This window comes from Streptomyces sp. LBL (genome assembly GCF_029893585.1).
Lineage (GTDB): Bacteria > Actinomycetota > Actinomycetes > Streptomycetales > Streptomycetaceae > Streptomyces.
The window spans coordinates 23,390-38,325 of the sequence record NZ_JARXYX010000048.1 but is presented as its reverse complement, the minus strand read 5'-3'; the positions used below and the strand labels follow the sequence as shown (position 1 = coordinate 38,325).

General features: G+C 67.8%; 14 protein-coding genes and 1 pseudogene. 7 read left to right on the top strand and 8 right to left on the bottom strand.

From position 1 onward, the window contains the following. Positions 1–57 precede the first annotated feature (57 nt). Complete coding sequence (locus M2271_RS38730; RefSeq protein WP_280892153.1) at positions 58–858, top strand: type II CAAX endopeptidase family protein; 801 nt, start codon at positions 58–60, stop codon at positions 856–858. A gap of 133 nt (positions 859–991) precedes the next feature. Here M2271_RS38730 and M2271_RS38725 read toward each other — a convergent pair whose 3' ends face one another. Both M2271_RS38725 and M2271_RS38720 read right to left on the bottom strand, forming a co-directional pair. Next, positions 992–1,801 (bottom strand): PhzF family phenazine biosynthesis protein, encoded by an 810-nt coding sequence (locus tag M2271_RS38725; protein ID WP_280892152.1) that lies wholly within the window; start codon positions 1,799–1,801, stop codon positions 992–994. Positions 1,802–2,091: 290 nt separating this feature from the next. Continuing rightward, complete coding sequence (locus tag M2271_RS38720) at positions 2,092–2,517, bottom strand: nuclear transport factor 2 family protein (protein ID WP_280892151.1); 426 nt, start codon at positions 2,515–2,517, stop codon at positions 2,092–2,094. Positions 2,518–2,603: 86 nt separating this feature from the next. Between M2271_RS38720 and M2271_RS38715 the strand changes: the two genes are divergently transcribed. Beyond that, on the top strand, positions 2,604–3,170 hold the full coding sequence (locus M2271_RS38715; protein ID WP_280892150.1) for a TetR family transcriptional regulator: 567 nt from the start codon (positions 2,604–2,606) through the stop codon (positions 3,168–3,170). A 47-nt stretch (positions 3,171–3,217) separates the two neighbouring features. Here the strand turns inward: M2271_RS38715 and M2271_RS38710 are convergent, their stop codons facing one another. After that, positions 3,218–3,868: a hypothetical protein gene (locus tag M2271_RS38710; protein WP_280892149.1), complete on the bottom strand. Its 651-nt coding sequence runs from the start codon at positions 3,866–3,868 to the stop codon at positions 3,218–3,220. Positions 3,869–4,330: 462 nt separating this feature from the next. Between M2271_RS38710 and M2271_RS38705 the strand changes: the two genes are divergently transcribed. Further along, positions 4,331–4,699, top strand: coding sequence for a hypothetical protein (locus tag M2271_RS38705; protein WP_280892148.1), 369 nt, complete (start codon positions 4,331–4,333; stop codon positions 4,697–4,699). A 136-nt stretch (positions 4,700–4,835) separates the two neighbouring features. On the opposite strand, the gene M2271_RS38700 is transcribed toward M2271_RS38705, so the two are convergent. From M2271_RS38700 to M2271_RS38690, 3 genes and pseudogenes are all read right to left on the bottom strand, one after another. Further along, positions 4,836–6,704, bottom strand: coding sequence for a hypothetical protein (locus tag M2271_RS38700; RefSeq protein ID WP_280892147.1), 1,869 nt, complete (start codon positions 6,702–6,704; stop codon positions 4,836–4,838). Continuing rightward, the gene (locus M2271_RS38695; protein WP_280892146.1) at positions 6,704–7,750 is read right to left on the bottom strand and encodes a tyrosine-type recombinase/integrase; all 1,047 of its coding nucleotides are present in this window, start codon (positions 7,748–7,750) and stop codon (positions 6,704–6,706) included. Before M2271_RS38695 ends, M2271_RS38700 begins: the two co-directional genes overlap by 1 nt. Continuing rightward, a pseudogene (locus M2271_RS38690) lies at positions 7,719–7,984 on the bottom strand (integrase); the annotation flags it as partial. The pseudogene M2271_RS38690 and the gene M2271_RS38695, both read right to left, overlap by 32 nt. A gap of 534 nt (positions 7,985–8,518) precedes the next feature. On the opposite strand from M2271_RS38690, the gene M2271_RS38685 reads away from it, so the two are divergent. Together M2271_RS38685 and M2271_RS38680 are read left to right on the top strand one after the other, a co-directional pair. After that, positions 8,519–9,415 (top strand): alpha/beta hydrolase, encoded by an 897-nt coding sequence (locus M2271_RS38685; protein WP_280892145.1) that lies wholly within the window; start codon positions 8,519–8,521, stop codon positions 9,413–9,415. Between the two features lie 379 nt (positions 9,416–9,794). After that, a complete protein-coding gene (locus M2271_RS38680) occupies positions 9,795–9,938 on the top strand; it encodes a hypothetical protein (RefSeq protein WP_280892144.1) in 144 nt (47 codons plus the stop codon). 112 nt (positions 9,939–10,050) lie between these two features. On the opposite strand, the gene M2271_RS38675 is transcribed toward M2271_RS38680, so the two are convergent. Further along, positions 10,051–10,224 (bottom strand): hypothetical protein, encoded by a 174-nt coding sequence (locus M2271_RS38675; protein ID WP_280892143.1) that lies wholly within the window; start codon positions 10,222–10,224, stop codon positions 10,051–10,053. 263 nt (positions 10,225–10,487) lie between these two features. On the opposite strand from M2271_RS38675, the gene M2271_RS38670 reads away from it, so the two are divergent. Both M2271_RS38670 and M2271_RS38665 read left to right on the top strand, forming a co-directional pair. Then, positions 10,488–12,029 carry a transposase family protein gene (locus M2271_RS38670; protein WP_280892174.1) on the top strand — a complete coding sequence of 514 codons (1,542 nt, stop codon included), beginning with the start codon at positions 10,488–10,490 and terminating at the stop codon, positions 12,027–12,029. Continuing rightward, positions 12,026–13,045, top strand: a complete 1,020-nt coding sequence (locus M2271_RS38665) for an ATP-binding protein (RefSeq protein WP_280892142.1) — start codon at positions 12,026–12,028, stop codon at positions 13,043–13,045. The genes M2271_RS38670 and M2271_RS38665 overlap by 4 nt, the downstream gene beginning before the upstream one ends. Before the next feature lie 1,077 nt (positions 13,046–14,122). Here M2271_RS38665 and M2271_RS38660 read toward each other — a convergent pair. Beyond that, a complete protein-coding gene (locus M2271_RS38660; RefSeq protein WP_280892141.1) occupies positions 14,123–14,923 on the bottom strand; it encodes a phosphotransferase in 801 nt (266 codons plus the stop codon). Between the last annotated feature and the right edge of the window lie 13 nt (positions 14,924–14,936).

Here is a 14,936-nt window from a genome sequence, read left to right as displayed (position 1 = left end):
GAGACCCTAGCGGGGCCGCGGCGGGGATGCGGCGGCATTACTCAACTGGAGGCAGGTGTGCAGTCGGAGGCGGGCCTGGTGGCCGGTTCTTTTCCTCCGGAGCGGTTCTCGCGACGGATTTTCCGGGACGAGACGCTGCTCGTTCTGGGGCTTTCGCTCGGTGCGAGCGGTGTGTCCGCCCTGATCAGCTTTGTCGGATCGGTCACCAAACCGGGGGGCTTGAAGGATCAGGCGGCGACTCTCAACGCATCAGCGGCACCCGGTCGTCCCTGGCTCGATCTCGCCTGGCAGTTGTTCGGGATCGCCTCGGCGCTGGTGCCCGTGGCGCTGGTCGCGCACCTTCTACTGCGTGAGGGGCAGGGCCTGCGCACGATCGGCTTCGACCGGACCCGGCCGTGGCCGGACCTCGGCCGCGGGGCCGGGATCGCGGCGGTGATCGGCAGTACCGGAATCGCCTTCTACCTGGCTGCGCGCGGTCTGGGCTTCAACCTCACGGTGGTGCCCGAGGCGCTGCCGGACGTGTGGTGGAAGTACCCGGTGCTGGTCCTGTCGGCGATGCAGAACGCCATCCTCGAAGAGGTCATCGTCGTCGGCTATCTCCTGCGCCGCCTGGGCCAGTTGGGCTGGACGCCCGGCACGGCGCTGGTGGCCAGTTCGGTACTGCGCGGCTCGTACCACCTCTACCAGGGCATCGGTGGCTTCATCGGCAACATGGCGATGGGCGTGGTGTTCGTGTACCTCTACCGCCGCTGGGGTCGGGTGGGTCCCCTGGTGGTGGCGCATTCCCTGCTCGACATCGGGGCGTTCGTCGGCTACGCGCTGCTGGCCGGGAAGGTGGGCTGGCTGCCGACCGCGTGAGGCTGTGCGGGAGGGGCGTAGGGCGATCTCCTACGCCCTTTTTTCTTGTACACCCTTTTGTATGCCTTGTATGCCTTGTATATCTTGTGCGCCGGTCGCGTAGTGCTCTTCGAGTACGCCCGTCCCGCACGGTTCAGACGAGCAGCTCGCCCTCGATGACGGTGATCGCGCTGCCGCTCAGCAGGGTGCGGTCGCCGCGCAGTTCGGTGCGGACGCGGCCGGAGCGGGCCGAGGCCTGGAGGCCGGTGAGTTCGGCGCGGCCGAGGCGCTCGGACCAGAACGGGGCGAGGGCGGCGTGGGCGCTGCCGGTGACCGGGTCCTCGTCGATGCCGACGTTGGGGAAGAAGCAGCGGGAGACGAAGTCGTAGCCCCGGGTGGGGTCCTCGGCGCGGGCGGTGGCGATGACGCCGCGCTCGGAGCAGGCGCCCAGGGCCTTCATATCCGGGTCGAGGGCGTGGACCGCCTTCTCGTCGGAGACCTCGACCAGCAGGTCGCCGATGCTCTGGCCGGTGTCGAAGACGGCGAGCGGCTCGACGCCGAGGGCCTTGGTCACCCCGTCCGGGAGGGCGACGGGTGTGAGCGGCGCGGTCGGGAAGTCCAGGGTGATCGAGCTGTCCTCGCGGGGCGTGGCGATCAGGACGCCGCTGCGGGTGGCGAACCGTACCGGGCCTTCGTGGGCGCCGGTGGTGTGCAGGACGTGGGCCGTGGCGAGGGTGGCATGGCCGCACAGGTTGATCTCGGCGGCGGGTGAGAACCAGCGCAGCGCCCAGTCGGCCTCGCCGCCTTCGGGTAGCGGGTGGGCGAACGCGGTCTCCGGGTGGTTGATCTCCAGGGCCACCTTCTGGAGCCGGTCGTCGTCCGGGAAGGCGTCAAGGAGCAGGACCCCGGCCGGGTTGCCGGCGAAGGGGCGGTCGGTGAAGGCGTCGACAATTCGGATGCGCATACCTCGACGCTAGGCGCTGGGTGAAGTGATGGACCAAGGCCAATCCAGAGCCGCTGGCCCGATCCGGAGACCGGCCGGCGGCGGCTGACTCCAAACCGGTGACCACCGAGGCAGGTCGGCGACTGTCCTGTCTCAACGAAGTTGGTCGTCCACTCCTGCGCTGACCTGTGTGGACTGGATTGGCTGAGACGTGGGGACTTGATTCGTTGAGACAGACGTCGGGGCCAGAGGCGAACGGGCTGAGTGCCGTCCCGTCTCGGGTCGGGCAGTCGCTGTACTGCTTGGGGCCTTCACGCTCTGGCGCTGGCGACGCCCAAGCTGTCCATGTAGTCGCGGACTCGCGTGATCAGTCCGTTGTGGACGTGGAGTATCAGGAGACCTGGGACGGTGAACGTGGTGGCCTTGGTCGGCAGCGTTCCGACCACGACATGCTCGGCGACGATCACTTCGGGATCGGCGGTCTCGTAGGCCGCGACCCTCCTGACCTCCTTCACCTGGACGGGGCTGGCGCCCCAGGCTCCCCGGTATCCGGCGCGCACGGCCTCACGACCCTCGAGGCATGAGGGGAAGCCGGGTGAGGTGAACGGGAACTCGTGCACCGCGTCGATGGTGTAGAGATCGGCGAGATCGTCTGGGGACTTGTCGAGCATGGCCTGGTAGTAGCAGGTCAGCACCTCGTGAGGGGTGCGAACAGGAGGTGTATTCAGATGTGACACGGGGGTCATTCCATTCGCTCAACATTTGTTGACCCACTCACCGTAGGGTCGGCTGGAAGTTCGGTCAACGGCTGTAGAGTGAATTGGTGTCCACTCTCCGCCAGTCCCGCGCCGACCGCCGCCGAGCGACCGAGGTGCGCATCCTCGACAGCGCCCGGGAGTTGTTCGCCGAGAAGGGATTCGAGCGCACCACCATTCGCGCCGTGGCGACCGCAGCGAGCGTCGATCCGGCTCTGGTCATGCAGTACTTCGGCTCGAAGCGGGAGCTGTTCAGCCAAGCCGTGCAGGCGTTGCCCGCCCCGCTGACGGCCACTGATGCCGACGAGCTCGTCGATCAGTTGCTGGCCTCGCTCGGCCTCAAGCTCGGCGGTCTTCCCGAGGGCATGCTGGCGATGATGCGGTCGATGCTCACCGACCAGGCGGCAGCCGATCACGTCCGTGCCGCTCTCGGCCGGCAGATCGACAGCGTCGGTGCCGCCCTGCCCGCTGCCGAGGATCCCGAACTGCGCGCCGCACTCGTCGTCACCGCGTTGCTGGGCGTGACCATCGGCCATCAGCTCCTCGGCCTGGCCGCGCTTCGTGAGGCTCCTGCGGATTACATCGCCGCGTTGCTGCGCCCGGCCATCAAGGCCCTGGCAGGACCACCGGGGTGAATCCCAATGTCCCCGTCGCTCGGAATGTGAGCAGGCTGTACTCGGGCTCAGCAGCGGTAGTAGGGGTGGAACGGGCTCCACCGTGTTTCCGCGTCGGCTTCATCGGGCTGGCGCGGTGGCGGGATCGTTTCGCGAGGGAAGAACGCGTCGTAGATCCTCGGGCTTCGGTGGAAGGCGACGAACTTGTGGGTGGAGGAGTGCTGCTCAACCCATTGGATCAGGGGGTCCTTGCGGTCCTTGGGGACGTAGCCGAGAAGGATGTTGCGGACGGTGATCTGCTCGACGAGCCGGGTGACGTGGCCGGTGGCGACAGCGCGGCGTTCCCACTCCCGGCCGGCGAGAAGTCCGGCGAGCGTCACGACTTGAGGGTGGAAGACCATCGTGAGCGTCAGGTCGGGAGAGGGGAGTTTCCCGGTGCCGTCGGTGAGGATGCGGCGTGCAGTGTCGAGCAGATCGAACGGGTCAGCGGACTGCTGCAGCCAGGCGAAGTACATTTTTCGCGCATCCGGATAGGCGTTGCGAACCCAGCGGCGGCCGTGGCGGGCCACCAGGTTTCGGTGGTGTCTCTGGGCTCGTAGCGTGTCGGGGAGCCTGCTGATGTCGACTTGCTCGTCGGCGTTGGCGATGCCGTTGCCGATCCAGAGTCGGTGGCGGAGACAGACGTTGCGGCCATGAGTGGTCCAGCAGGTCACGGTCATGGTGATGCCTGCGGCGTGGGTGCAACGGCGGCAGGCGGGACGCTGGATGGCGGTGTGCAGGGCTGAGCGCGGACGGCCGATGGTGCCGGGCTTGTCGGTGGCGTCGACGTCGGCGTCGAGGAATTCGGGCAGGGCCAGTCCCAGGGCGCGTTGGCGGACTCCGGCCGCGGCGGCGAGAGGTGCGCGAGACGTCCGCTCGGCGGGCGACTGCGGCGACGCTGACCTGGGCTTTCTCGCGCCGGAGGCGGGTTATGGCGTCATGAACGCGCTGGAGGGCGGTCTCGGTTTTGCGGCGGCGGGCGGCCAAGGCCGCGGCGGTGCGGGGTTCGCGGACCGTGCCGGTGCTCATGCGACGTCCTGTTCGGGGTCGGTGTCCTCGGTTGTGCGCGTATCGCTGTACTCGCCGTCGTTCTGCGCCGCGTCGGCGAGGTCGGCGGCGCGGAAGGCGGTGGACCACACGCGGTGGAAGTAGTCCTGGGGTTTGCGCAGGTCCAGGGCGAGGGCGTCGTCGAGGAGGCCGAGGCCGGCCAGGGCCTTCTCCAGGCCGTCGATGGCGCGGGCTGTGGGATCGAAGTAGCGGTGGAGGTAGTCGGCGGTGGCGTCGTCGGGGGCGCCCTCGGCCAGCAGCCGCCACTGTTCACGCTTTCGCTGCCAGTAGAGGAGGTCGGCGCCGGAGAGGACGAACTTGTCGCAGTTGTGGCAGTCGAGATTCCAGGGGCAGGCGCCGCCGCCGACGACGGGCTGGAAGGTGCAGAACCCGCCCTCGGCCGGGGTACTTCGGCGGGACAGGTCGATCGCCAGAGCTTGAGCCTGCTGACCTGTCCCAGATAGCGGCGGATGTGGGTCAAAGTCGCCCCGTGGCGCAACAGGCTGGTGGCCAGAGTATGGCGAGCCTGGTGGGGGACGTAGTGGCCGAGGTCCATGGCGTCCACCCAGGGCCGGAACCGGCTATAGAACCACTGATGGGTCAGCGACACCGTCCCGTCCTGACTGCGGTAGACCGTGGAAAATGGGCCAGCCCGGCGCGTTGGGCACCGGTCGGCCGGTAGCCGTAACGGGCGGTGAACCGGTCCAGGGTCTTGCGCTGGCGTTCGGCGAGGATCTCGTAGAGGCGTTCGGGTATCCGGATCGCGACGTCGTAATTGCCGACCTTGGTCTGGTCGTGCCAGAACATCGCCAGGCCGCCGTAGCGGCCGATGCAGTCCCACCGCACCTTGATCACCTCGCCGATGCGACGGCCGGTGGTGACGGTGGTCTCCCAGATGTCACGGGCCCCGTTGTCATTGAGGTCATAGGTGGCCGCGAACTCGGCGAGGTTGGTCTCGGCGGCCAGCGCCTGGGCGACTTCGTCAGGGAAGGGACGGCGTGCAGTCCTGCCCGTGGTGGCACCGGCGGTCGGGAGCGCGGTGATGAACTCTCTTTCCAGACCCAGCTTGTCGGCGACACCGGTATCCAACGCGTCACGCAGCAGCTTGCGGATCGCGTTGAACACCACCGACCGGGTGGTCGGGGTCACGATGCCTGCGGCCCCGCCCGGCCGTTTGACCGCCAGCGATTCCAGACCCTCGCGTTCACGGTGCCGCTGATCGGCGACGAACCGCTGGGCGTGCTCACCTCGAAGGACGGCGGGGTCATGGCCACCGTCCGGAGCCTCAAGCTCCAGGAACACTCCCAACTCCAGCGCGGCCCGACGATAACCGTCGAACGGGCCACCCGACCTCGGACAACGTGGCGAACGCAGCAGATCAGCCAGATAGTCCCAGGTCAGGTCCAGCAACCAGCGCTGCGGGATACTCGACAGGTCGAAGTGGCTCATGCGATGCGGGAACAGCACCCCGAAGTGTTCGGTCTCCAGGAAGCCGGCCTCCTTGGCTTCGGCCGGAGTGAAATAGACGAGTCTCAGCTCGTGCAGGATCTTCTTGGCGATCGCGCCGGTGAACCCGGCAGAACCGCCGGTCCCGAACTCGAAGTCGATCAGCGAGTTCACTTCCAACGTGCGGCACGTGGTCACCAGCGACCGGATCCAGCCCAGATCCCACCGGCTGGGCCGGGCCCGGCGGGTGTGGACGAACAGTCCCCACTGGATCTCGGCCCGCACCAGGGGCCGTAGCCCGCGCAGGTTGATCTGCCCCGGCCACGGATGCGCGGGGACGGCGGTGTACCAGCGTCGGAATGCCGCCTGGTCGCCGTACTCAATCGGGACCGTCTTCCCGAACTTCTCGTATCGCTGCCACCAGCTGTGCGGCATCGCGGCGCCACCGGGCCTGCCGTCACGGCGGTAGCGGCTGCCGTGCCACGAGCACAACCCCAGCGGGGAGTCGGCCAGGTTCGGACAGACGACCGCGCCGCAGGGTCCGTAGCCGGGGTACGTCTGTTCGCCGCTGGCCCAGGCCGCGAAGGAGTCGCTGTCATCTCCCTCCTTCTTGCGCATGGTCCACCGGCTCAGATGCCGCTGACACAGCCGCAAGTCGCTGTGTGCCGCAGGCCGTTCAGGGCAGATCTGGCAGATGGCCTCTTCCGCTCCGACGTGTCGCTCCAGCCCCTGGGCGGCGGCCACGAAGGCGGCTCGGCCCACGCCGTTCTCGCTGTCGCAGACCCACTGCCGCTGATGCTCCGAGCACAGGTCCGACCCGCCCGTCCGGGTGCGTTCACAGCTGTTGACGACGCACTCCCACCGGTAGATCGCGTGGCCGCGCGGGATCTCGATGATGTCGGGCCGGTAGACCGGGTCGAAGGACGGCCCTCCGATCAGCGCGGTCAGGATCTCCAGCCGGTCGCGGCCGACCCGGTCCGGACGCTCAGCGAACAGCGGCCGAAGGTACTCCTGCCGCCGCATCACGCCTCACCGCAGACCGCGCGCAGTGCGGCATCGAACGCCGGATCGTGGACATCCACGTGCCCGTAGACCTCGTCGACCATCGAGGCCGACGCCCAGCCGCCGGCAATCCCGGTGATCAGCAGGTTGCCGTCAGCAGCGTCGAGAACCGCCGAGGTAAAGCTGTGCCGGAAGGCATGGGGTTTCACCAGCCCCAGACCAGCGCGTTTCCCAGCCCGGCCGAGCATCCGCCGGGCCCCGACCGGCGCCCACGGCTGCCCAACATCGGCGCCGTGCAGCTGGACCAGGAGCATGCCGTGCCCGGCCCCGCGCGGGTACTCGGTGGTGACGTACTCGAAGTAGCTGTGCACCATCGCCGGGCTGACCCGCTTGATCAGCCCGCCGGTCACGGTGCCGCGCTCGATGTGCCAGGGGTGTTTGGTCTTCGCCTCGGCCCGGTTCGGATTGCCCGGACGGTGACAGACGTGCAGGTGCGGGGTGCGGCACTCGCCGCAGACCGCGTTCTCACGCAGGTGCAGGTCGACAAGGTGAAGCCCGCAGAGCTCACCGATCCGTAGACCCCCGTCGGCGAGCCAGTCGACAACCAGCCGGTCCCGGGCGGCATTCACCGTGGCCAGCAGCTTCTCCCTCGCCCCGTCCGGCGGCATCTTCGGATGCCGACGGTGCGGCCCCGAGGGCGCGAGCGGGTTGGTGGGCAGGGCGTTCTTCACGTGCCCGAGGAACGAGCGGCGCTTGTCCACCCGAGACGGCAGCCGGGACGTATCGAGCCTCCTGCCGAGTTCACCGTTCACGCCGAGGGAAGATTGATGCAGGTAGAAACCCTTCAGGCAAGCCGCCGCGGTCGACAGCGCGGACCGTCCGTAGGGGTGTTTCCCGACCCGCCACGGCTTACCCAGCGGCATGCGAACCTCGGCGCCGACGATGCCCATGTACCGCTCAAGGTGCCGCAGTTGGACCGAATCGAAGGCCAAGCACTTCCGCTCCAGCCACCGCAGATGGTCCACGAGCAGATACGTGGGCCCGGCGCAGCAGGGCTGCGGCCGCATCTGCGATCTGTTCCTCGGTGCCGCCGGGGACCTGGGCGCGAGCGTGGTCCCAGGCCAGCTCACCGAAGGGGACTCCGACGCGGTGCAGGTGCTTCCAGAACGGCTGTCGTAGGTGCGGTGCTTGATGCGGATCCCGTAGGCGTTGATTGCCTGCCAGCGCTCGGGCAGCAACTCGACGTAGTCCTCACCGCCGAGCGGCACTGGCACGTATCCGCAGGATTCAAGCAGCGTCGCTTCTCCGAACCAATCATTGGGTCTATGCAGGAGGTAAGAGAAGGAGCCGTGTCCCAGTCTGTCGATGGTCCGTCCAACGAGACCTGAGACGTGCGGAGTTCGAGGCGTGCTCTCCACAGCTGGGACGGGATCGGCCTTGGCGGTGATCAGGTAGGGTGCTCGTCATGTCCTACATGTTCGTCCGGCTTCGGACCGCCTAAGACGTCTGCCGCCGCAGTCGCTCAGCGACGGGCGCCAGCCGAGGAACCCGCAGAAGACCATCGCGTCTCACGGCACTGCCTTGCGGGTGTCGCTCGGCCCTGACCGCCGACGCGCACCGCTGCCGGTCAGCGCATCCGCCTTGCGTGCTGCCCCTGACCAGGTGGCGTGCGCAGGATGATCGCTGCCGTCGGCTTGCGTGCGCCCGGCTCTGAACCGCGCTGCGCCTGGTGACAGGCGCGCTCGTTTCTCTCTTCAGCTTCGGCGGCGCACCACGTAGGCATCAGCCTTCAGACATGCCTGCCGCGCCGCCCACCGGACATTGGACTGACCCGTATGACATCTGTCTCCAGCAACTCTGCCCGTCCGCGCCAGGCCCGCGATGCGGATGCGACGTTCGTGCTCGTGCACGGCGTGTGCTCCAGTTCGTTGATGTGGGCTCCTGTCCAGCGCGAACTGGCGCTGCTCGGCCACCGCAGCTTCGCCGTCGATCTCCCGGGGCATGGCTTTGACGCGCAGTACCCGGCCGCCTACCAGGCGCCGCAGGATCTCGATGCGTGGGCGGCCGAGCCGTCGAAACTGGCTGGGATCACCCTGCAGGACAACGTCGACATGGTCGTCGATGTCGTCCGGCGGGTGGCCGAGCACGGGCCGGTGGTACTGGTGGGCGCCAGCCTCGGTGGAACCACCATCACCGGTGTGGGCAACATCGTCCCAGACCTGGTGAGCCGGCTCGTCTACATCTCCGGTTGGTCGTGCGTGCAACGCTCCAACCCCATCGAGTACATGCAGGAGCCCGAGTTCGGCGACAACCTGCTCGCACCGCTGGCTGCGCTGAACGTCGGCGATCCCGCCGAACTCGGCGTTGGCCGGGCCAACTACCGCACCGCCGACCCGGTCATGCTGGCCGGGCTCAAAGCGGCGATGATGGCGGACGGCACCGATGAACAGTTCCGGGCATTCCTCAACATCCTGCAGCCGGACGAGTCCCTGGCGGTGATGATGGCCGACGCGCGTGGTCACGCCGACACCTGGGGCAGCATTGCCCGCACATACATCCGTCTCACCGATGACCGGTCGCTTCCCGTGGCCATGCAGGACCGCCTGATCGCTGAAGCAGATGCCTTGACGCCTGGCAACCCGTACGACGTGCACACGCTGGCCACCAGCCACGTCGGGTTTCTGCTCAAGTCGGCGGAGGTGGCCGGCATCCTCGATCAACTGACCCTCTGACCCAGAAGGCATAAACCACTATCTAGCGTTGGATGGGGGCAGCCAGCTGGCTGCCCCCATCCAACAAGGGGCCACGCCGCCGCCACGCCCTATGAGCTCGCCACAGGGTCATGAGTTGACGTTCTTGAGCCGTCTCCAGATCAGGCTGCAGGCCAACGTAACGAAGGCGTCGTGGAGTTCGAGGAGCCGTTCGCGACGGACAGCGAGGCGTTTGAACTGCTGGAGCAAGGCGAAAGTTTGCTGGCCAAGACGTACAGGATGCCCTGGACACGGCCATCAACGGCCGGATCATCACACCGCACATGCTTTACCAGCACATGTCACCAAGATTGCGTTACGAGCTCTTAGCTTTCGCTTGTGCGGCCGACTACCTGATCGAATGAGGGAACTCCAGGAGGTCAGCAGCGAAGTCATGAACGTGGTGCGGCCGAAGCAGCCGTGGGTCGTGACCGCCGCCGGGGCCTGGATCTCCAGGAAGGCGCTGAGTTCGGTGCAGGCTCTCCGGGTGCCGTCGAAGGTGTGACCTGAGCGCGGGCAGCTCGGGGATCGCAGTATCGCGGCGAAATGATCCCAGGCCAGGTCTCGGAGTCATCGCTGAGATATCGGGGTCAGGTCGATGCGTGGCGACCGGTTGTTCAGCCTGCGCCGAAGTGCTCGGTGTTCAGGTAACCCTGCTCGCGGGTCTGCTCCGGCGTCACATAGAGCGGGGTGAGCAGGTCGATGAGGATCCGGGCGAGGTAGGAGGCATCCCGGCCGGCTGTGGTCAGCCGACCCCCTTCCCCGTCCGGGTCCACGCTGTCGGCAGTCAAGTCGGTGAGCGAGTGAAATCCGTGGTCGCGGCAGTAGTCCGCCAGGCTCTGGATCTGGGTGAGTTCCCAGCGCCTGCCCGATCCACGGGCGTGGACGAACAGTCCCCACTGGATCTCGGCTCTCAGGAGCGGGTGCAGGCCGCGGAGGTTGATCTGACCCGGTCGGGATACCGGCGCTGTCCTTGAGTACCACCACCGGAGACCACCGTTCGGTCCGCAAGCGCAAGGAGTTCGGTGACGCACCTGACGCCGTCGTCGCGGCAATGCGGCAGGCGATCAAAGAGGGCGTCGAGACCTCGACACGCAACGGGGCCTACCTGATCTGGAGGACGGGGGAGATTCTTCGGGAGGACGGCGGGGACCTGGCCGAACTGCCGTCGCGGCGAACGCTCTACCGCCTGCTGGACCGGTTGGCGGTGGGCACGCACACGACCGGGTCGGCGGTCACCCGCAGGTCGAAGGCCCACGGGGCCGCTGCCCCGTTCGGAGAGCTGACGGTGTCGGCTCCGGGCGAGGTCATGCAGATCGACTCCACTCCGCTGGACGTCATGGTCCGCCTCGACGACGGAGTGGTCGGCAAGGTCGAACTGACCGGCATGATCGACGTCGCGTCCAGGACGCTGACCGCGGCGGTGCTCAGGCCCACCACGAAGTCGGTCGACGCCAGCGTGCTGCTGGCCCGCACGGTCACGCCGGAACTGATGCGGCCGGGCTGGATCGACGCACTGAAGATGTCGCGCTCGGTGCTGCCGCACCGCCGCCTGTTGACCATCGACGAACGCCTCGATCACGCCGCGGCCAAGCCGGTGATCGTCCCGGAGATGATCGTCTGCGATCACGGCAAGGTGTTCGTCTCGCACAACTTCCGGGCTTCCTGCCGGTTCCTGGAGATCGACTTCCAGCCCACGCACAAAGGCTCGCCCTTCGAGAAGGGTCACATCGAGAAGATGCTGGGCTCCGTCGCGACGATGTTCGCCCAGTTCCTCCCCGGCTACACCGGCCGCAACACCGACCACCGCGGCCGGCACCCGGAGGAGGAGAACCTGTGGTCACTGCCTGAACTCCAGGACCTGCTGGACGAGTGGATCGTCGCGAAGTGGCAGAACCGCCCGCACGAGGGGCTGCGTGATCCCGACCACCCGGGACGCCTGTTCACCCCCAACCAGAAGTACGCCGCCCTGGTCGAGGCCTGCGGCTACGTCCCGGTCGCGCTCAGCGGCCAGGACTACATCGAACTCCTGCCCGCGGCCTGGCGGGCCGTCAACTCCTACGGCATCCGGATCAACAACCGCACCTACGACGCCCCCGAACTCGGGCCGATGCGACGGCGCGACTCGGGCATCACCGCCAAACGCGGGCTCTGGGAGGTCCACCGTGACCCCTACGACGTCTCCCGCGTCTGGGTACGCAATCACCGCGGCGAATGGGTCCAGGCGACCTGGAAGTACCTGAACCGGGCTCCGGTCCCCTTCGGCGACCTGGCCTGGGACCACGTCAGCCACCAACTGCCCAAAGCCACCGAGGAAGAACTCGCCGAGGCCGTCGCCGCCCTGCTCACCCGCGCACACACCGGTCCTGCCCGGCCGACGGCGAAGAAGAGCAGGAAAGCCGCAACGGCCAAGAAGGACCGCCGCGTCGCGGCCCGCACCAAGGCCACCACGCCGACGGCGGCCACAACACCGCCACCGCCGAGCACGCAGAACGAACCCGCCCCGCACGAGCCGGCGGAGGAAGACGAAACCATGGCCGAGGTGATCCCGCTGGGGCTCTTCGACCCGCTCGAGGACCCCTGGAAGAGATCATGACGACGATGCCCGACAGCGGCCCGCACGACGACTTCGGCCAGTACCTGACCGTCCTGCCGGGCTGGCAGCATTTTGTCGCGTCGACGACCAGCACCACGATGACCGTGCTGACGAAGAACGAGTACGACACCCTGAGCAAAGAGGAAAAGTACGACTACGACGAGGACCGGCTCGACCACCACGCCCGTCTCCAGGTGGTCGCCACCTCCACCGTCCGCCGCACCGTCACCTGCGGACGTCGCCTGACCGTCCTCAACCGCGGTGCCATCAGCGCACGCCGGGGCCTGATCGTCACCGGTCCGGCCAACACCGGCAAGACGATTGCTCTGACCCAGCTCGGCCTGGCCCACGAACTCCAGGACCGTCGCCGGCACCCCGGGCAGGACGAGCGCATACCGGTCATCTACATCACCGTTCCGCCCGCCGCGACACCCCGCATGATCGCCGCCGAGTTCGCCCGTTTCCTCGGTCTCCCGGTCCTGCGAAGCTCCAACATCACCGACCTCACCGAAGCCGTGGTCGGCGTCTGCACCAAGGCCCGCACCGGCCTCGTCCTGGTCGACGAGATCCACAACATCTCGCTGCAGACCCGCACCGGAGCCGACGCGTCCGACACACTCAAGTACTTCTCCGAGCGGATTCCGGCGACCTTCGCCTACGCGGGCATCGACATCGAGGACAGCAGTCTCCTGACCGGCACCCGCGGCGACCAGATCGCCGCCCGGTTCACGGCAGTGGACACCCACCCCTTCCCCTACAACGCGGAATGGAAGGCCCTGGTCGCCCAGTTGGAGGCGAACCTCCTGCTGCACCAGCACAAGCCTGGCACCCTCACCCGCCTGGACCGGTTCCTGCACACCCGCACCGGCGGCATGATCGGCACCCTGTCCCACCAGCTCCGCGGGGCCGCCGTCGACGCCATCCTCACCGGCACCGAAATGATCACCAAAGCAGGACTGCTGGCCGTCGACCTCGACATCGCCTCCCGCCGCAAGCAGCCCGGCACCGACGGATGACGTCGTCGGCCCCGGACACCGATGTCGCCCGCCTTCCGTTCAAGGTCCGTCCACGATAGGGAGAAGGAGTCGCCTCGTTCATCACCCGCCTCGCTAAGGCGAACTACCTTCCTCCCGCCTACCTGCGGAAATACCTCGCTGAACCGCCCATGCACCGGGGCAGTCCGACCTGGCCCCGCGTTGCCGCCGCCGCGGGCCGCGACCCGGCCGAGCTCCGGCAGATCCTGAACACGGTCAACTGCGAGGAATGCGGGGCCCCCATACAGTCCAAAGCGAGCTTCGGCGTCAAGCCGCTGACCTGTTCGAGGGCCTGCCGACAGAAGAGATACCGAAAGCGCCACCCCGCCAGCCAGTGGCGCCGGGAACGCTGCCGGATCTGCAGGAAAATCATGCGGATGCGTATCGGACAGCGCCGCCCTCTCTGCTCGTCGGCCTGCCGACGAGCCGCCTACCTCGAACGGCAACAGCGACGCACGCCACAGCCCGAAGCACCTTCCGGACCGCGAGTCGACGCATCACCGATCTGCTTGATCTGCGAAGTCCCCCTGCCGCCGAACGCTGCCAAGAGCGGGCGCCGCACGTGTTCTCAACGCTGCCGACAAGCGGCACATCGCTGGCGGACGACACCACCGCGTCCAACTCGCCCATCGGCCCAACCCCGGAACCCGACACCGACACCCCTGGGGACATGCGAAGTCTGCGGGCACCCGCTGCCTCCCGGCCCCGGACAGTCACGACGCCGCACATGCTCAGCACGGTGTCGCCAAAGAGCCCACCGCTGGCGCACCCATCCATCCGAAGAACACCACACTCAACAGACAGCCCCAGCGTCCCCGGACCCCAACCCACCGCTCGAACCCGCGGCTTCACCCACCACGGTCGGGGTGAGGGCTGACGCCCTCGCCCCGACCCGCAACGAAGCCGTGGAAACGCCGCCCTGCACAGTCTGTTCGGGCCCCCTACCCGAAGGACGCAGCAGGCCACAGCGCCGGACGTGCTCCCAGCGTTGCCGTCAGAAGTCATACCGCCAACGCAAGGCGATGCTTTTGTGAATCTGTTTTCGAACGTCCAAGCCGGTCAGTGCAGCAGGGCAGCTGTGAACGTCTGACGGTGGTCCACCAGCCAGGTCTGCATGCGGTCCCAGCGTTCCCATCCACCACGCTCGGCCAACGCCTGGAGATAGACGGGGTCTCCGCCGGCCACGCGGCGGGCGACGAAGGCTCGGCAGACCTCCGTGGCCTGCTCGATGACGCCGGGCAACTCGGCGCGGTCCTCCGCCGCGAGGCCATAGCCGTCGGCGAGAATCCGCAGCCGTGCGGCCGCATCCAGCCCCTCGGGATGGAGGGCGGCCGTGGACTCGGGATCAAGCATGGGCACCCAGTAGCGCGCGGTCATGGCGATGTCCCACAGAGCACGGCCCGGGGCCGCCAGGTCGAAGTCGATCAGAGCTGCGGCACGACCGTCGCGGAAGACGACGTTCTCCGGGCACACATCGTTGTGGCACAACATCGTTCCCCCCTCCGGGTCGGCGAGGTCCGGGGGCCACTCGGCATGGGTGTCGACCGCGACGGCCGCGCTGGTCTCATGCAGACGCCGCAGCAGGCTCCCCACCGATTCGAGGGCAGAACTTGTCATCGCCCAGTCCGGGAACGGCGGCAGAGCCACGTCGCCAGGGATGAAAGTCAGCAGCTCATGGCCATCCGCAGTGAGACCGACAGGGGTCGGCGCCGCGTCGAAGCCGTGCTCCTTCAGCGCAAGGAGATAGGCATGGAGAGCGCGCGCGTTGCGCGGTGCCGGTCGCTCCACCAACTCCCCTCGGCGGAAGACTGCCCCCGGGTTCGCCATGCCGCCGACCAGCGCCTCGTCTTCAGCCGTCATGAGGATCACGCTA